We start from the raw sequence: 16,775 nt of genomic DNA, 5'->3' as shown, positions 1-16,775 counted from the left end.
CCTTTTCCTCCTCGACCTTCGAGACCGGTGACTCTCAACCCTTGAGACCGGTGAACGCGATGCCCTGCAGGATGCGGCGCTGGAAGATCAGCAGCACCACGATCACCGGCAGGACGGCGAGCGTGGCGCCCGCCATGATGTAGTACGCCCGCCCGCCGTCCGGGCTGGCCACGAGTTGCTGCAGGGCCAGTGGCAGCGTGTAGAGCTCGGGGTCGTTGGTCACCACCAGCGGCCACACCAGGTCGTTCCAGTGGAACAGGAAGCTGGTGATGGTGACGACCGCCAGCACCGGTTTGGACAGCGGCAGCACGATCCGCCAGAAGATCTGCATCCGCCCCGCGCCGTCGATCAGCGCGGCCTCCTCCAGCTCGCCGGGGATCGACAGGAAGAACTGCCGCAGCAGGAAGATGTCGAGCACCGAGGCCACGTTCGGGATGATGAGCCCCCACCCGGAGTCGAACATGCCCAGCGCCTGCGTGACGTGGATGCGCGGCACCAGCAGCGTGATCGTGGGCACCATCATGCCGGCGAGCATGATGACGAACAGTTTGTCGCGCCCTGGGAACGGGATCCGCGCGAAGGCGTACGCGGCCAGCGCGTCGATCAGCAGCTTGGCCGGCACCAGAATCGCGCACACCCACACGCTGGTGACGAACGCCGAGCCGAGCCCGCCGACGCCGAGCACGTAGTCGTAGTTCTCCAGCGTCGCGGCCCACTCGCCGGTCTTCCTGTCCACCGGCAGCAGGTTGGGCACCTTGGTGTAGATGTCCGGCCCGTGCTTGAACGAGGTCGCCAGCATCCAGAGGAACGGCACCACCGACACGGCCGCCAGCAGCACCAGCGCCACGTAGATGGAGACCTTGCGGCCGGTCGTCATGCCGCCTCCCGCTTGAGGAACCTGAACTGCAGCGCCGTGACGATCATGATGAAGACGAGCAGGATGAACGACATCGCGCAGGCCGCCCCCATCGCGTCATAGCGGAAGGCGAACAGGTAGAGGTGCAGTACGTAGGTCAGCCCGGACTGCTCGGGACCCCCGGTGACGCTGCGCCCGCTGCCCGAGAAGATCACGTACACCAGGCCGAACACCTGCAGGGCCGCGATCACGCCGGTGACCACGAGGTAGAACGTGGTGGGCCGGAGCATCGGGAAGGTCACCCGCCAGAACCGCTGCCAGGGGCCGGCCCCGTCGATGATCGCCGCCTCCTGGATGGAGCCGGGAATGCCCTTCAGCCCGGCCAGATAGATGATCATGGAGATGCCGCACTGCCAGGTCGCGATGAAGGCCAGCGCGGGGATGACCAGCTCGGGGGTGTTGAGCCAGTTCTGGCCGGGGATGCCGAACAGGCCGAGCGCCGAGTTGATGAGGCCGTACTGGGGGTCGTAGAGCCAGCGCCAGATGGCGCCCACCGCGGCCTCGGCCGTCACGACCGGCAGGAACAGCAGCAGCCTGAACAGGTTCGAGCCGCGCCTGATCGCGTTCAGCAACAGCGCCTGGACCATCGCGGCCACCAGCGTCATCGGCACGGAGAGCAGCGTGTACTGCAGCGTGACCCCCACCGACTTCCAGAAGTGGGGGTATTTCACGTCGTCGAACAGCAGGTCCGTGTAGTTGGCCAGGCCCACCCAGGAGGCCTCGGAACGCAGGTTCCAGTCGGTGAAGCTGTAGTAGAGGGCGGACAGGGCCGGATAGAGCAGGAAGACCAGGAAATAGGCGAGCGCCGGGGCGATGAGGAGCCAGGCGACGAGGTGGTCGCGGCGGCGGGCGACCGGCCGGCGCCGGGCCCCTCCACGCGGGCCCGGCGCCAGATCCTGCTGTTCCACCAGCGGGGGTGCCGTCACGTCAGCTGTTCCAGCCGAGCAGGGTACGGGTCTTGGCGGCGGCGTCCGCCAGCGCCTGCTGGGCAGTGGCCTTGCCGGTCAGCGCCGACTCGATCGCCGGGGCGATGATCTCATCGTTGATCTGGATCCACTGCGGCACCGCGGGCCGGGCGTGCGCGACCTTGAGCTGCTCCAGGAACGCCGCCTGCTCCGGGCCGCCCGCGACCACCTGCGCCTTGACGTTGACGGGGAACCCGCCGAGCGCGTCGGCGAGCTGGCCGTTGTTCTGCGGGTTGGTCAGGAACACCAGCCACTTCCACGCCAGGTCGGCGTTCTTGCTGGTGGAGAAGACCACGGAGTCCTCGCCGCCGATGTTGCCGGCCGGCTCGGTCTTGTACGGCAGCGGCGCCACGCCGAAGTCGAGGTCGGGGAAGTCGGCCCGGATCGTCGGCACGTCGTAGGGACCGGTGATCGTCATGGCGGCCAGGCCGTTCTCGAAGGGCTTGTCCGAGTCGGTGATCTGGCGTGGCGACGACTTCAGCAGGTCCACCCAGAGCTGCAGCGCCTCCACCGCGGGCGGCTGGTCGAACAGCACCTTCTTGCCCGCGTCGTCCACCATCTCGCCGCCGGCGCCGTGCACGATGGCGGGGAACATCCAGCCGCCGTAGCCGTCGCCCTTGGGCACGTTCATGCCGGCGATGTTCGGGTCGGCGGCGTGCACCTGGGCGGCCACCTGCTTGAGCTCGTCCCAGGTCTTGGGCGGGGTGGGGACCAGCTTCTTGTTGTAGAACAGCGCCACGCAGGTCTGGTCGGCGGGCAGGCCGTAGAGCTTGCCGTTGGCGCGGTTGGTGTCGAGCGCGCCCTTGTAGTAGTCGGCCTCGTTGATCAGTCCGGCGGGCACCTCCTTGATCGTGCCGTCCAGGGCGAACTTGGAGACCAGGGGCTGGTCGAGGATGCCCGCGTCGGGGGCGCTGTTGCTCGCCACGGCGCTGCCGAGCTTGGTGTTGTAGTCGTCCTTCGGGATCTTGACGATCTTGACCGTCACACCGGGGTTGGCGGCCTCGAAGTCCTTGCGGATCTTCTCGATGACCTGGCCTGCCTGCGGGGTGCGGTCCTGGTACATCCAGAACGTCAGCTCTTTGTCCGACCCCTGGCCGCCGCCGCTGCCGCCGCCGCAGGCGGTCAACCCGATCGCGAGCAGCGCTGCGACGGCGCCGCGGACAAGTCCTCGACTCATTGTCATCTCCTCATCAGGGGGATGGCCAGACCATAATCTAAGCCTCGAATAAAGTCAGGAGTCGCATGGAAACGCTTCGGTAACGCCCCCGGTACACCGGGTTCATGGGCGGTACTTGGATCGGTCTTCGAGGCGTGAACTAACATGACCGAGCACAATCGCGCGGAATCCGCCATGGATGCGGGAGGGAACGGGGATGGTCACGTCAGGGCGCAGGACCGTACGGGATCTTCGCCGGGGGAACCGGGCGATGCTGCTGCGCGCGCTGTACTTCGGCGGCCCCGCCAGCCGCAACGAGCTGTCCGCCGCCACCGGGCTGAGCCCGGCCACCGTCAGCACCATGACCGGCGACCTGCTCGCCGAGAACGTCGTCGTCGAGGCCGGCCAGGTGGACTCCGACGGCGGCCGCCCCCGGATGCTGCTCAAGGTCAACCCCGCCTTCGGCTACGCCGTCGGCGTCGACGTGGGCGAGACCCAGGTGAGGGTCGAGCTGTTCGACCTGGAGATGAAGGAACGCGCCAGGGCGCACTACGCCGTCCGCTCGGCCAAGCACGACCCCGAGCTGGTCGCCCGGCACATCGTGGCCGGCGTGGACGCGGTGATCGCCGAGAGCGAGGTGCCCGCCGACCAGGTGCTCGGCGTGGGCGTCGGGGTGCCGGGCATCGTCGAGCCCGGCCCCGACGCGCTGGTGCGGGCCAAGACGTTCGGCTGGGAGGCGGTGCCGCTGGGCGCGCTGCTGCGGGCCGGCGCCACGCTGCCCGAGCTGCCCATCCACGTGGACAACGGCGCCAAGACCATGGGCCAGGCCGAGCTCTGGTTCGGGTCGGGCAAGGGCACCCGCGACGCGATCATCGTGCTGATGGGCTCAGGCGTCGGCGGCACGATCGTCACCGACGGCGCCATCTACCGCGGCGCGGGCAGGGCCGCGGGCGAGGTCGGCCACCTGAAGATCGTCGCCGGCGGCCGGATCTGCCGCTGCGGGGCGCGCGGCTGCCTGGAGGCGTACCTGGGGGCGGAGGCGATCCTCGACCGCGCGGGTGTGGTGGCCGACTCCGCCGAGGAGGAGGCGGCGCTGGCCCGGCTGCTGGCCGAGGGCTCCCCGGTCGTCGGCGAGACCGTCGAGCTGCTCGGGGTCGGGCTGTCGAGCCTGGTGCACCTGTTCAACCCCGAGCGCATCGTCATCGGCGGGTGGGCCGGGCTCCTGCTGGGCGGGCGGCTGCTGGCGGAGATCCGCGCGGCCACCGCCGCCAACACGCACGCGCTGCCGTTCCAGCCGGACAGCGTCGTGCTCGGCCGCCTCGGCCCGGACGCCGTGGCGCTGGGCGCGGCCACGCTGGTGATCGAGCCGGTCTTCGGGGGCGCCGCGCTCCGCGGATCCGTCCCGACCACCGCGTGACGCGGCTCTGCGGTCCGCGACCCCGACACGCCGGCGAAATCCGACTCGACTATTGCGTAAGTGTTAAATCAAGCATTGACAGAAGTTCGGACCACAGGCACGCTCAGCTCGATAGAGCGCTCTCTCACACACCCTTCGTTCGTGAGGAGAAGCAGTGCACCCCCGCCGAAGTCCCGCCCGCATCAGGGCTTTCCTCGCCGCTCTGATCCTGCCCTGCTCCTTGCTCCAGGGCCTGATCATCCAGGGCGTGGCCGCCGCTCCCGCGCAGGCCGCCGACCCGCTCCTGTCACAGGGCAGGCCCGCCACCGCCTCCTCGGCCGAGAGCGCGGGCATGTCCGCCGCGGCCGCCGTGGACGGCAACACGGGCACGCGCTGGTCCAGCGCCTTCAGCGACCCGCAGTGGTTACAGGTGGACCTGGGCTCCACCGCCAGCGTCACCAGCGTGGTGCTGCGCTGGGAGGCCGCCTACGCCAGGGCCTTCCGCATCCAGGTCTCCGACAACGGCTCGACGTGGACGGACATCTACTCCACCACGACCGGCGCCGGCGGCACGCAGACTCTGACCGTGTCGGGCAGCGGCCGCTACGTCCGCATGTACGGCACCACCCGCGCCACCGGCTACGGCTACTCGCTCTGGGAGTTCGAGGTGTACGGCACCACGTCGGGCGGCCCGCCCCCCGGCGGTGGCGGTGACCTCGGCCCCAACGTGCACGTCTTCGACCCGTCGATGTCCTCGGCCAGCATCCAGTCCACGCTGAACTCGGTCTTCACCCAGATGGAGTCGAACCAGTTCGGGCTCCAGCGCCACGCCCTGCTGTTCAAGCCGGGCAGCTACAACGTCAACGCCAACATCGGCTTCTACACCTCCATCATGGGCCTGGGCCGCAACCCCGACGACGTCACCATCAACGGCCAGGTCAGGGTGGACGCCGGCTGGTTCGGCGGCAACGCCACGCAGAACTTCTGGCGCTCGGCCGAGAACCTGTCCATCACCCCGTCCGGCGGCACCAACCAGTGGGCGGTCTCCCAGGCCGCGCCGTTCCGCCGCATCCACGTCAGGGGCAACCTCAACCTGGCGCCCACCGGTTACGGCTGGGCCAGCGGCGGCTACATCGCCGACAGCAGGATCGACGGGACCGTGCAGCCGTACTCGCAGCAGCAGTGGTTCACCCGCGACAGCAACATCGGCGGCTGGCTCAACGGCGTCTGGAACATGGTCTTCTCCGGCGTCGTCGGCGCGCCCGCGCAGACCTTCCCGGAACCGCCGTACACGACGCTCGACACCAGCCCGGTGACCAGGGAGAAGCCCTTCCTGTACGTGGACGGGTCAGGCAACTACCAGGTCTTCGTGCCGGCCCTGCGGCAGAACTCGCGGGGCGCGAACTGGCCGGGCAGCGGCTCCTCGATCCCGCTCACCCAGTTCTACATCGCCAAGCCCGGTGACACCGCGGCCACCATCAACGCCGCGCTCGCCGGCGGGCTGAACCTGCTGTTCACGCCCGGCATCTACCACGTCAACCAGACCATCAACGTCAACAGGGCCAACACGGTCGTGCTCGGCCTCGGCTACGCCACGATCATCCCCGACAACGGCGCCGTCCCGATGCGGATCGCCGACGTGGACGGGGTCAAGGTGGCCGGGCTGCTGTTCGACGCGGGCAGCGTGAACTCGCCCATCCTGATGGAGGTCGGCCCGTCCGGCTCCTCGGCCACGCACGCCGCCAACCCCATCTCCATCCAGGACGTGTTCTTCCGCATCGGCGGCGCCCACGCCGGCAAGGCCACCACCAGCCTGGTGGTCAACAGCGACAACACGATCATCGACCACATCTGGGCCTGGCGCGGCGACCACGGCACCGGCATCGGCTGGACCGTCAACACCGCCGACACCGGCCTGATCGTCAACGGCGACGACGTCATCGCCTACGGGCTGTTCGTCGAGCACTACCAGAAGTACCAGGTCATCTGGAACGGGCAGCGCGGCCGGACGATCTTCTTCCAGAACGAGATGCCCTACGACCCGCCCAACCAGGCCGCCTGGATGAACGGCTCCACCCGGGGCTACGCCTCCTACAAGGTGGCCGACTCGGTCACCTCGCACGAGGCGTGGGGGCTCGGGGCGTACTGCTACTTCAACGTGAACCCGAGCGTCGTGGCCGAGCGCGGATTCGAGACGCCCGTCCGCTCGGGCGTGCGCTTCCACAGCCTGCTCACCGTCTCGCTCGGCGGTAACGGGGTGATCGCGCACGTCATCAACGACACGGGCGGCCCCGCGCAGGGCACGGCCACGATACCGGTGAAGATCGTCAACTTCCCGTGACGAGTCAGCGCAGGCGCACCATGTCGCGGCTCAGCTCGGCGACCCCGCCGACGCCCAGCAGTTGCAGGGTGCGTACGAGCTCGGCGCGCAGCAGGTCCAGCACCCGCCGCACGCCGAGCTCGCCACCGGCCATCAGGCCATAGAGGTAGGCGCGGCCGACGAAGCACGCCCTGGCGCCGAACGCGACCGCGGCGGCGACGTCGGCCCCGCTGCGCACCCCGCCGTCCAGGTAGACCTCCACGCGGTCCCCGACGGCGTCCACCACGTGGGGCAGGAGCTCCAAGGGGGTGGGGGAGCGGTCGAGCTGCCGGCCGCCGTGGTTGGACACGACGAGACCGTCCACCCCGGCGGCCGCCAGCTCCTTGGCGTCGTCGACCCGCTGCACCCCCTTGACCAGCAGCCGGCCCGGCCACGCCGACCGGATCCAGGCCAGGTCGCTGATCGTCACCGAGGGGTCGAACATCAGGTTGGTGATCCCCGCCAGGTCGCCCGGCGCGCCCTCCACCGTGGCGAACCTCAGCGGCTCGCTGGTGAGGAAGTCGAACCACCACGCCGGGCGCCACACCGCCTGCAGCACGCTGCGCCAGTGCAGGGACGGCGGGATCGTCAGGCCGTGCCGCACGTCCCGCAGCCGGGCCCCGGCCACCGGCACGTCCACGGTCACCACCAGCACGTCCATGCCCGCCTCGCGGGCCAGGGCCAGCGTGTCCAGGCTGCGGGAGCGGTCGCGGACGACGTAGAGCTGGAACCAGTTCCACCCGCCGGGGGCCGCGATGGCGACGTCCTTGGCGCTCGTGGTGCCCATCGTGGACAGGGTGTACGGGACGGCCGCCCGCTCGGCGGCCCGCGCCACGGCCCGCTCGCCCTCGCGGTGCATCATCCGGGTGAACCCGGTGGGCCCCAGCACGACCGGCATCGCGATGCGCCTGCCCAGGACCTCCACGGACGTCGGGGCCTCGCTCACGTCACGCAGCACGCGCGGGCTGAACTCCACCCGGTCGAACGCCGCCACCGCCCTGGCCATCGACCGCTCGCCCTCGGCCGCGCCGTCCACGTAGTCGAACACCATGCGCGGCGCGCGTCTCGCGGCCAGCCGCCGCAGGTCGGCGACGTCGGCCGCGTCCGCCACTCGCCGCGCCCTCGTCAGCAGGGGCCGGCGGGGCAGCACGGCCCGCAGCTCCCGCCAGCGCGGCAGCCGCCTGGGCTCCGTCGGACTCGTCTCGATGGTGGGGACGTTACCCCAATCGTCCGGGGACGTACCGTTGAAGGGTGATCGACTGGACGGCCGAATGGCGGCGGCTCGCGGGCGGCGTACCCGCGTCCCTGGCCCTCGGCGCCGAGCTGGTGGCCCGCTGGGCCGAGCCGCACCGCCGCTACCACACCCTTGACCACCTGGCCGCCGTCCTCGCCGCCGCAGGCCGGCTCGCGGACGAGGCGGACGACGTCACGGCGGTGCGGCTGGCCGCCTGGTTCCACGACGCCGTCTACGACGGGCGGCCCGGCTGGGACGAGGAGCGCAGCGCCCAGCTCGCGCAGTCCCGCCTGCCCGGCTGCGGGGTGCCCGCGGCGCGGGTGGCGGAGGTGGCCAGGCTCGTCCGCCTCACCGCCGCCCACGACACGCTCGCCTCCGGCGACCGCAACGGCGCGGTCCTGTGCGACGCCGACCTCGCCGTGCTGGGCCGCCCGGGATACGACGACTACGCGGCCCGGATCCGGCAGGAATACGCCCACGTGCCCGACCCGGCGTTCCGGCGGGGGCGGGCCGGGGTGCTGCGCCGGCTGCTGGCCGCGCCGCGCCTCTACAGGACCCCGCGCGCCCGGGAGCTGTGGGAGGAGCCGGCCCGCGCGAACATGGCGGCCGAGCTAGCGGCGCTTGCGGCGGCGCAGCCCGGCGGCGATGAGCCGCTGTAGCAGCTCCCTGGAGCTGACGGCCTCCGCCCCCAGGGCCACCGCGCGGGCGTGCACGGTCTCCGGCACGTCGTAGTGGTCCCGGTCGAACGCCCGCCGCGACACCCCCAGCCGCACCGCGAACTCGTGCAGCTCCTCCAGCGAGCTGTCGCTGACCAGGTGGGACCACATCAGGTCGCGCGGCCCCGGCCAGTTGGGCGGATCGATGAGAACGGTCACGGCCTCAAGGGTAGGACGCGGTTGCGCACGCTCAGCTCGCCGAGGTCGGCCACCACCACGTCGGCTCCCGGCGCGGGCACGCCGCCGTCCCTGGCCACCGCGATGACCAGGCCGAACCCGCCCTTCCTGGCCGCCTCGATCCCGGGCAGCGTGCCCTCCACCACCGCGACCTTGGTGGCGGGCAGCGCCAGCCGCCGGGCCGCCTCCAGGAAGAGCGCGGGGTCGGGCTTGCCCGGCAGGTTCATCAGGGCCGCGTCGTTGCCGTCCACCAGCAGGTCGAGCAGGTGGCTGACGCCCGCGGAGTTGACCAGCTTGCGGCCGTGCCGGCTGGAGGAGACCGCGGCCGTACGGGCGCCGCGGCGGCGCAGCTCGTGCAGCAGGCCCACCGTGGAGGGGAAGGCCGCCACGCCGTACTTGTCCACCTGGTCGACGAAGATCCGGTCCTTGGCCAGGCCCAGCCCGTGCACGGTGGGAGCGCCCGGCTCGTCGTCCGGCGTGCCCTCGGGCAGCGTGAGGCCGCGCGCGGCCAGGAAGGTACGGATGCCGTCGAGCCGCGGGCGGCCGTCCACGTGGCGCAGGTAGTCCTCGCGGATGTCGAACGGCGCCGAACGGCCGCGCAGGAACGCGTCGAAGACGTGCTTCCAGGCGGCCGCGTGCCCCCGGGCGGTGTCGGTGATCACGCCGTCGGTGTCGAACACGACGGCGCCGATCTCGGTCAGGTCGATGACGGGCTCGTCCGCACCGTGCCGATCATTGGGCCGGTCCACACTGGGCTCATCCACACTGTGAACGTAGCCTTTCTACCAGGCGACGGGTAGCTCCTTGACGCCGTAGACGATGGCCAGCTCGCGGAAGGGCACCTCGCCCGCGACGCGCAACCCGGGGAAGCGGCGCAGCAGGGCGGGGAAGGCGATGCGCATCTCCATCTGGGCCAGCGGGGCGCCGATGCAGCGGTGGATGCCGTGGCCGAAGGCGAGGTGCGAGCCCGCGGACTCCCGGCCCGGGCTCACCTCGTCCATGTCCTCGCCCAGGGCGGGGTCGCGGTTGGCGCCGGTGAGCGAGCACAGCACCATCTCGCCCTTCTTGATCTGCTGCCCGTGCAGCTCCAGGTCCTCGCGGGCGAAGCGCGGGAAGGCGACCTGGACGACCGTCATGTACCGCAGCAGCTCCTCGACCACGTCGTTGATGTAGCCGTCGACCTCGCGGACCTTGGCGGCTTCCTCGGGGTGGCGCAGCAGCCACAGCGTGCCCAGGGCGAGCATGCTGGTGCTGGTGTCGTGGCCGCCGGTCAGCAGCCCGTCGGCCATGCTGGCGAGCGTACGGTCGTCCAGCTCGTCCCCGTGCTCGCGGAGCAGCTGGCCGAGCAGCCCCTCGCCCGGGTTCTGCCGCTCGCGCGCCACCAGGTCCGTCAGGTAGGTCATCGCGTCGTTGATGGCCTGGAGCGAGGCCTCGGGGCCCGCCGTGAAGTCGAAACGGTCCTTGCTGATCTTCACGAAGTCCGCGCGCTCCTCGTACGGGACGCCGAGCAGCTCGCACACGACCAGCGACGGGATCGGCAGCGCGAACTCCGCCACCAGGTCCACCGTCGGGCCCATGGCCTCGATCCGGTCCAGGTGCTCCGCGACCATGGCCTCGATCCGCGGCTCCAGCCTGCGCAGGCGGCGCATGGTGAACTCGGGCGTCAGGTATTTGCGCAGCCGCGTGTGCTCAGGCGGGTCACGGAACCCCAGCCCGCCGGGGTCCTCCTGGTTGGAACCGAGCCCGATCACGCCCGCGAAGTCGTTGCTGAAGCGCTCGTGGTCGCCCAGGACGGCGCGTACGTCCTCCCAGCGGGTCACCAGGTAAACCGTCTGGCTGCCGGGAATCTCCATCGGGAAGACGGGGTGCTCGGCCCTGATGCGCCCGAGCTCGGCCACCGGGTCGAACTCCTCGCGCATGAACTGGACCAGCGGAAAGTCTGCTGTGTCTGACATCGATATCCGTCCTGCTGGGATACATCGCACGATGTTGGGATAAACCCCTGCATAGATGGTCCCATCTGCAAGGACGTCCCGTGCCCTCCGAAAGGACGAATTTACCTCTCATGCTCAGGTTCCTCGGCGGCCGCACGGATTGCCCTCAACCTCCGTTCACCTGGCGGCCTTTCCCCCGGTGGCCCTGATCGCCTCGCGGAGCACGGACCGGTCGCGGGCCGGTTGCGGGCCGGTCGCGGGGCGGCACGGGCGGCTCGGGCGGAACCGCGGCGACCGGCGGCGCGGGCGAAGGGCACGGCGTCTGCGCGATCGCGTGCTCCTCATTGTGCGCCCGGGGTCCCCCGCCGGACCATGCCGATCCCGTACCTCTCACCCTTCGGGCACCCGCCCGGCCGGCTTCGGGGCGGGCACGGTGGGGGAGCATCGTGCGTCATGCTGGTGGGAGTGGTGGGAATCAGGGGCAAAATGGGACGGCAACCGTCGTTTGGCGTACAAGAAGGCGACCTTCTGCGATGATCTCGTCGCAAACAGCCGGAGCCAGAGCCCCCCACGGATAGTGACAGATGCCGACATTCGAGGAAATAACAGCCTTTATCATCGAGAAGCCGCTTCCCACCGCTGTCATCGCGCTACTCAGCCTGGCCGGGCTGGCGCTGGCGTTTCTCGTGATCAGGGTCGCCTGGCGAGCCATCGCCTGGCTGTTCAGCCGGTACGTGGCACAGCGTCCCGTCGAGGACGTGCTGACCATCGTGGCCGCGTCCATCGCCACGGGCGTGTCCGCGCAGGGCATGTGGCGCTTCTCCGGTGACGTGCTGGGCCTGGATGGACCGCTCCGGCTGCTGCTGTTCGCCTTCATCGAGGTCGCGATCATCACCTCCGCCGTCCGCGCCCGCCGCAACATGCGCGAGAACTTCTCGGCGGGCATCGACGGCATCGCCGTCTGGGCGCTCACCTGCCTGACCGCCGTCCTGTCCAGCATGGACGCCCGCAGCCTGCCCGAGGCGCTCTTCAGGCTCGCCGCGCCGCTGGTGGCCGCCTGGCTGTGGGAGCGCGGCATGGCCATCGAACGCCACCGCATCCGCGGCACCGGCCGCATCAACTGGCGCCTGACCCCCGAGCGCATGCTGGTCAGGCTGGGGCTGGCCGAGGTCAGCGACCGTACGGCCAGCGAGGTCGACGCCCACCGCAGGCTGACCCGGGTCGCCCTGGCCGCCAAGCGGGCCAAGGCGCTGCGCGAGGGCGGCGGGTCCGAGCGCAAGCTGCGCGCCGCGCTGGCCAAGCTCGACAAGGCCATGGACCAGGCCGTCGAGCACACCGGGCTGGCCGTGGACCAGCAGCGTCAGGAGGCGCTGCTGGCCCAGATCGCCGCCCTCTACAACACCTCCGCGCTCATCGACGCCGACCCCCGCGTCCCGTGGGAGCCGGAGGCCGACCACCACCCGGTGCCGGCCCGCCCGGCGCTGCCGCCCGCGCTGGCGGAGCTGGTCGAGGACGAGGACGAGGACATCGAGGTCCTCGACTCCACCCCGCAGGTCGTCGACACCGCCCAGCGCGCCGCGCTGATCCGGGCCGCCCGCGACTACTGGGACCGGCAGATCTCCAAGGGCATCGTCCCGCGTACGGTGGACATCGCCCAGGAGATCGGGCTCTCGCTGGCCACGGCGCGCGAGTATCGTGCCCTGTGGAAGCTTGAGCCGCAGGCGCACGCCCTCATCGAGGCTCTCTACCACCAGCACGGCATCGTCGACACCGGCGCCTTCCCCGTCCTCGGGCCCGACGGGCGGGTGCTGGCCAAGTCGTAGGGGGAGCACGTTTGCGGGAGCGCACGCTCGAACGCGTCAGGAAACTGCTGGCCAAGGCCGAACGCACCGACAACGAGCACGAGCGGGCGACGTTCATGGCGGCCGCCTCGGCGCTCATGGCCAAGCACGGCATCGACTCGCTGCCTCCCGCGGGCACCCGCCAGACCCCCGGCGACCGCATCGTCACCCTGCCCGCCCCCTGGGCCAGGGAGAAGGCCCGTCTCGTCAGCCTGGTCGCGCAGGCGGTGCGCTGCCGGCCGCTGCTCATCGGGCAGGGCGACGGCGGGCACCGGGTGCACGTGTTCGGCTTCGCCGCCGACCTGGAGCGGGCCGACCTGCTGGCCACCTCACTGCTGCTGCAGATGGCCTCGGGGCTGGCCCGCGTGCGGCCGCCCGCCGACGTCGACGCCTTGCGCGCCTACCGGAGGTCGTGGCTGCTGGGGTTCACGGACGAGGTCTACCGGCTGCTGTGCGCGGCCGAGTCCCGGGCGGCCGCGGCCAGTACGGGCGCCGCGCTGGTGCTGGCCGACCGCCGGGCCGAGGTGGAGCGGGCGGTGGCGGCCCGCTATCCCCGCATCCGCATGAGCGTGCCCAGGACCAGCGGCACCGGCTACCGGGACGGGGTGGCGGCCGGGCGGCGCGCCGACCTCGGGCGTACCGGGATGGGCAGCGCCTGCGCGGGCGAGCTCACCTGATCAGGAGGCTGCCGGGTAAGCCCTTTCCGAAGGCCCGTTTGCGGCAGTGAGAAACGGGCATGAGCGCGCACACGGAACGCAGTCCTGCCGAAGCGAGACCGGTCACCGTGAACGCATCCCCCCGCATCATCACCGCCGACCTCCTCCGCGATCTCGCCACCGGCCTCCTGACCGCCGCGAAAGTCCCCTCCGACACCGCCACGATCGTCGCCGGGTCCCTGGTCGAGGCCGACCTCGCCGGTCACGGGTCGCACGGCGTCCGTCGGCTCGTGCCCTACCTCGACAGGATCGAGGCGGGCGAGATCGTCCCGGGGGCGCGCCCGGAGGTGGTCGCCCGCCGCGGCGCGACCACCGTCGTGTCCGGACGGCGCGGCTTCGGGCAGGCCGCCGCCCGCTTGGCCGCGGAGGAGGCCGCCGGGCTGGCCGCCGCGCACGGCGTCGGCGTGGTCGCCATCCGGGAGTGCAACCACGTCGGCAGGCTCGGCGAGTACGCGGAGACGCTGGCCCGCCGGGGCCTGATCGCGCAGGTCGTCGGCAACGCCGACCCCACCGTGGCGCCCTACGGCGGCCACCGCAGGATGCTCGGCACCAACCCCATGGCCTGGGCCGTGCCCCGCGCGGGCGGCGCGGCCGTGGTCATGGACTGGGCGACGGCCGCCATGGCCGAGGGCAAGCTGGGCCTGCTGCGCGCCGCCGGGGCACCCGCGCCGGACGGGGTGCTCGTCGATCCCGGCGGCCGCCCGTCCACCGACCCGGACGACTTCTACCGGGGCGGGGCGCTGCTGCCGTTCGGCGGCCACAAGGGGTACGGCCTGAGCGTGCTCATCGAGCTGGTCGGCGGCCTGCTCACCGGCACCGGCACGGCCGGCTCGCCCGAGTACGACGGCACCTTCGGCACGGTGATCACCGCGGTCGACATCGGCGCGTTCGTCCCCCTGACGGAGTACGTCGCCCAGGTCGAAGCCTTCTGCCTGGCCCTGCGGGGCTCGGGTCCCGGCGTGCTGGTGCCGGGGGAGCCGGAGGCCGAGACCCGCGCGGCCAGGCTGGCGGAGGGTGTCCCCGTGCCCGCGCCGGTATGGGCGGAGCTGGCGGTGCTCGCCTCGCGGGTCGGCGTTCCGTGGCCTGACACGCCACCTGGAGGTTAGATGTCCGCCACACCCGAGTTGAAGCGCGTCGTCATGGGTGCCCTCGTCGGCACCGCCCTGGAGTGGTACGACTTCTTCATCTACGGAACCGCCGCCGCCCTCGTCTTCAACCGCCTGTTCTTCACCGACGCCGACCCCGCGACGGGCACGATCGTGGCCTTCGCCACGTTCGGCGTGGGGTTCGTGGTCAGGCCGTTCGGCGGCATCCTGTTCGGCCACCTCGGCGACCGGATCGGCCGCCGTTCCACGCTGATCATCACCACCGTGATCATGGGAGTGTCCACCGGGCTCATCGGCCTGCTGCCCACCTACCCCGCCATCGGCGTGTGGGCCCCGGTGCTGCTCACGCTGCTGCGGGTCTGCCAGGGGCTGGGCGCGGGCGCGGAGTTCGGCGGCGCGGCGACGCTGCTGGCCGAGCACGCCCCGCCGGCCCGGCGCGGTTACTACGCCTCCTTCGCCCAGACCGGCGTGCAGATCGGCCTGGTGCTCGGCACCTCGGCGTTCCTGCTGGTGCAGCTCCTGCCCGAGCCGGACATCACCTCCTGGGGCTGGCGGGTGCCGTTCCTGCTGAGCTTCGCGCTGATCGGCGTGGCCCTGTACGTGCGGCTGCGGGTGGCCGAGTCGCCGGTGTTCCGCGAGATGGAGCGGACCCGCGTGATCGTCAAGCTGCCGATCAAGGACGCGGTGCTCCGCTACCCGCGTAACTTCCTGGTCGGCATCGGGGCGCACATCTGCGACACCGCCGTCGTCTACACGCTGGCCACCTTCAGCGTCGCCTACGCCACGGGTCAGCTCGGGCTGTCGAACCGCACGGCGCTGTTCGGGGTGGTGCTGTTCGGGCTGACCGTCATCGTGCTCCAGCCGGTGTACGGGAACCTCTCGGACCGGATCGGGCGGCGGCCGCTCAACCTGTTCAGCGTGGTGTTCGTGGCGGCCTTCGTCTTCCCGTACTTCCTGATGGTCAACACCGGGGTGCCCTGGCTGGTGTGGCCGGCGATGATGATCATGGGTGCGCTCGGGTTCGCGCCTCAGGTGGCGGTGCAGCCGGTGTTCTACGCCGAGCTGTTCGGAGCACGGGTGCGTTACACCGGGTTCGCGGCCTCGCGTGAGCTGGGTGCGGCGCTGGCCGGGTTCTCGCCGCTGATCGGCGGGGTGTTGGCGGCGCAGTTGGACGGCGCGCCGTGGCTGGTGGCGGCCTTCCTCGTCGGGACCGCGGTGATCTCGTTCGTCGCGTTCTACGCCTCGCGGGAGACCAAGGACATGGACATAACCGCCACGGACCCGGTGGCTGGTGGAGGCGCCACGGACCCGGTGGCTGGTGGAGGCGCCACGGACCCGGCGGTGAAGCGACTGGTGGAGGAGTAGCGCATGGATCTCAACGGGAAGGTCGCCGTGATCACCGGCGGCGGCACCGGCATCGGGGCCGCGGTCGCGGAGGCCCTGGCCAGGAAGGGCGCGGCGGCGGTCGTCGTCAACTACTCGCGCTCGGCCGAGGAGGCCAGGGAGACGGTCGCCCGGCTGGAGAGCATGGGCTGCAAGGCCACGGCGATGGCCGCCGACGTGTCGGACGACGCCTCCGTACGCCGGCTGGCCGAGCGCGTACGCGCCGACCACGGGCGGGTGGACGCCCTGGTGTGCAACGCGGGGACGACCAGGTGGGTGCCCTTCCCCGACCTGGAGGGGCTCACCGACGAGGTGTGGCAGCAGATCATGGGGGTCAACCTCATGGGCGCCTTCTACTGCGCCCGGGCCTTCGCCCCCGACCTGCGGGCCGCCCGAGGCGCGATCGTGAACGTGGCCTCCGTCGCCGGGCTGCTCGGCACCGGCTCCTCCGTGGCGTACGGGGTGAGCAAGGCCGCCATGATCCAGCTCACCCGCGGCCTGGCGGTGGCGCTCGGGCCTGACGTCCGGGTGAACGCGGTGGCGCCCGGCATCGTGGCGACCCGCTGGCACATCGACCGGGTGGGGGAGCAGGTCTTCCACGAGATGACCGCCAAGGAGGGGGCGAGGGCGCCGCTTCGGCGCACGGCGGAGCCGGAGCACATCGCCCAGATGGTGGTCGCGCTGCTGGAGTCGGACATGGTGACGGGGGAGGTGCTCGTCGGGGACGGCGGACGCCACCTCATGTACTGACGCGCCCGCCGCACACAGGCGCCCGTGCGGGCGGGTCAGACATCCCTGGAGCTTGGATGTCAAGCCGCGACGTCGTGGGATCGGTGAGACCAAGCGGTTGCCTGGTCGTAGTGGGTTCCGGTTTTG

General features: G+C 71.3%; 15 protein-coding genes. 8 read left to right on the top strand and 7 right to left on the bottom strand.

Annotated features, from left to right (window positions below):
• Positions 1-34: 34 nt before the first annotated feature.
• From BLS95_RS52260 to BLS95_RS52250, 3 genes are read right to left on the bottom strand one after another with little or no spacing between them, the layout of a single operon-like run.
• Positions 35-877, bottom strand: coding sequence for a carbohydrate ABC transporter permease (locus BLS95_RS52260; RefSeq protein WP_090947102.1), 843 nt, complete (start codon positions 875-877; stop codon positions 35-37).
• The gene (locus tag BLS95_RS52255; protein ID WP_090947101.1) at positions 874-1,842 is read right to left on the bottom strand and encodes a carbohydrate ABC transporter permease; all 969 of its coding nucleotides are present in this window, start codon (positions 1,840-1,842) and stop codon (positions 874-876) included. The genes BLS95_RS52260 and BLS95_RS52255 overlap by 4 nt, the downstream gene beginning before the upstream one ends.
• Before the next feature lies 1 nt (position 1,843).
• Positions 1,844-3,058: an ABC transporter substrate-binding protein gene (locus tag BLS95_RS52250; RefSeq protein WP_176993891.1), complete on the bottom strand. Its 1,215-nt coding sequence runs from the start codon at positions 3,056-3,058 to the stop codon at positions 1,844-1,846.
• A gap of 196 nt (positions 3,059-3,254) precedes the next feature.
• On the opposite strand from BLS95_RS52250, the gene BLS95_RS52245 reads away from it, so the two are divergent.
• Complete coding sequence (locus BLS95_RS52245) at positions 3,255-4,454, top strand: ROK family transcriptional regulator (RefSeq protein WP_090947099.1); 1,200 nt, start codon at positions 3,255-3,257, stop codon at positions 4,452-4,454.
• Positions 4,455-4,608: 154 nt separating this feature from the next.
• On the top strand, positions 4,609-6,774 hold the full coding sequence (locus BLS95_RS52240) for a discoidin domain-containing protein (protein WP_245765809.1): 2,166 nt from the start codon (positions 4,609-4,611) through the stop codon (positions 6,772-6,774).
• A gap of 4 nt (positions 6,775-6,778) precedes the next feature.
• On the opposite strand, the gene BLS95_RS52235 is transcribed toward BLS95_RS52240, so the two are convergent.
• Positions 6,779-7,942: an alpha-hydroxy acid oxidase gene (locus tag BLS95_RS52235; protein WP_090947098.1), complete on the bottom strand. Its 1,164-nt coding sequence runs from the start codon at positions 7,940-7,942 to the stop codon at positions 6,779-6,781.
• Between the two features lie 101 nt (positions 7,943-8,043).
• Here BLS95_RS52235 and BLS95_RS52230 point away from each other — a divergent pair, with 101 nt between their 5' ends.
• Positions 8,044-8,685 carry an HD domain-containing protein gene (locus tag BLS95_RS52230; protein WP_090947097.1) on the top strand — a complete coding sequence of 214 codons (642 nt, stop codon included), beginning with the start codon at positions 8,044-8,046 and terminating at the stop codon, positions 8,683-8,685.
• On the opposite strand, the gene BLS95_RS52225 is transcribed toward BLS95_RS52230, so the two are convergent.
• Genes BLS95_RS52225 through BLS95_RS52215 form a run of 3 tightly spaced genes read right to left on the bottom strand, consistent with a single transcriptional unit; the run spans position 8,638 to position 10,874 of the window.
• The gene (locus BLS95_RS52225) at positions 8,638-8,901 is read right to left on the bottom strand and encodes a DUF4031 domain-containing protein (RefSeq protein WP_090947096.1); all 264 of its coding nucleotides are present in this window, start codon (positions 8,899-8,901) and stop codon (positions 8,638-8,640) included. The two genes, BLS95_RS52230 and BLS95_RS52225, sit on opposite strands and share 48 nt — an antisense overlap.
• Positions 8,898-9,683, bottom strand: a complete 786-nt coding sequence (locus tag BLS95_RS52220) for an HAD family hydrolase (RefSeq protein ID WP_245765808.1) — start codon at positions 9,681-9,683, stop codon at positions 8,898-8,900. The genes BLS95_RS52225 and BLS95_RS52220 overlap by 4 nt, the downstream gene beginning before the upstream one ends.
• An 18-nt stretch (positions 9,684-9,701) precedes the next feature.
• Entirely contained in the window at positions 9,702-10,874 is a 1,173-nt protein-coding gene (locus BLS95_RS52215; protein ID WP_090947095.1) for a cytochrome P450, read from the bottom strand.
• A 563-nt stretch (positions 10,875-11,437) separates the two neighbouring features.
• Here BLS95_RS52215 and BLS95_RS52210 point away from each other — a divergent pair.
• The 5 genes from BLS95_RS52210 to BLS95_RS52190 all read left to right on the top strand — a co-directional run bounded on the left by BLS95_RS52210 (position 11,438) and on the right by BLS95_RS52190 (position 16,649).
• Complete coding sequence (locus BLS95_RS52210; protein WP_090947094.1) at positions 11,438-12,676, top strand: hypothetical protein; 1,239 nt, start codon at positions 11,438-11,440, stop codon at positions 12,674-12,676.
• Between the two features lie 11 nt (positions 12,677-12,687).
• Positions 12,688-13,371, top strand: a complete 684-nt coding sequence (locus BLS95_RS52205; RefSeq protein ID WP_090947093.1) for a DUF2786 domain-containing protein — start codon at positions 12,688-12,690, stop codon at positions 13,369-13,371.
• 107 nt (positions 13,372-13,478) lie between these two features.
• Positions 13,479-14,516, top strand: coding sequence for an Ldh family oxidoreductase (locus tag BLS95_RS52200; protein ID WP_176993890.1), 1,038 nt, complete (start codon positions 13,479-13,481; stop codon positions 14,514-14,516).
• Positions 14,517-15,881, top strand: a complete 1,365-nt coding sequence (locus tag BLS95_RS52195; RefSeq protein ID WP_090947091.1) for an MFS transporter — start codon at positions 14,517-14,519, stop codon at positions 15,879-15,881.
• Between the two features lie 3 nt (positions 15,882-15,884).
• Positions 15,885-16,649: an SDR family NAD(P)-dependent oxidoreductase gene (locus BLS95_RS52190; RefSeq protein ID WP_090947090.1), complete on the top strand. Its 765-nt coding sequence runs from the start codon at positions 15,885-15,887 to the stop codon at positions 16,647-16,649.
• Positions 16,650-16,775 lie beyond the last annotated feature (126 nt).

Origin of the sequence: Nonomuraea jiangxiensis (assembly GCF_900099965.1) — a bacterium.
GTDB lineage: Bacteria > Actinomycetota > Actinomycetes > Streptosporangiales > Streptosporangiaceae > Nonomuraea > Nonomuraea jiangxiensis.
This window is presented reverse-complemented; position numbering and strand designations above follow the sequence as displayed.

What these genes read in the sequence shown, in the direction of transcription:
- BLS95_RS52260 (WP_090947102.1), bottom strand. Translation starts at nt 877, where the DNA reads ATGACGACCGGCCGCAAGGTCTCCATCTACGTGGCGCTGGTGCTGCTG.
- BLS95_RS52250 (WP_176993891.1), bottom strand. Translation starts at nt 3,058, where the DNA reads ATGAGTCGAGGACTTGTCCGCGGCGCCGTCGCAGCGCTGCTCGCGATC.
- BLS95_RS52245 (WP_090947099.1), top strand. Translation starts at nt 3,255, where the DNA reads ATGGTCACGTCAGGGCGCAGGACCGTACGGGATCTTCGCCGGGGGAAC.
- BLS95_RS52215 (WP_090947095.1), bottom strand. Translation starts at nt 10,874, where the DNA reads ATGTCAGACACAGCAGACTTTCCGCTGGTCCAGTTCATGCGCGAGGAG.
- BLS95_RS52210 (WP_090947094.1), top strand. Translation starts at nt 11,438, where the DNA reads ATGCCGACATTCGAGGAAATAACAGCCTTTATCATCGAGAAGCCGCTT.
- BLS95_RS52195 (WP_090947091.1), top strand. Translation starts at nt 14,517, where the DNA reads ATGTCCGCCACACCCGAGTTGAAGCGCGTCGTCATGGGTGCCCTCGTC.
- BLS95_RS52190 (WP_090947090.1), top strand. Translation starts at nt 15,885, where the DNA reads ATGGATCTCAACGGGAAGGTCGCCGTGATCACCGGCGGCGGCACCGGC.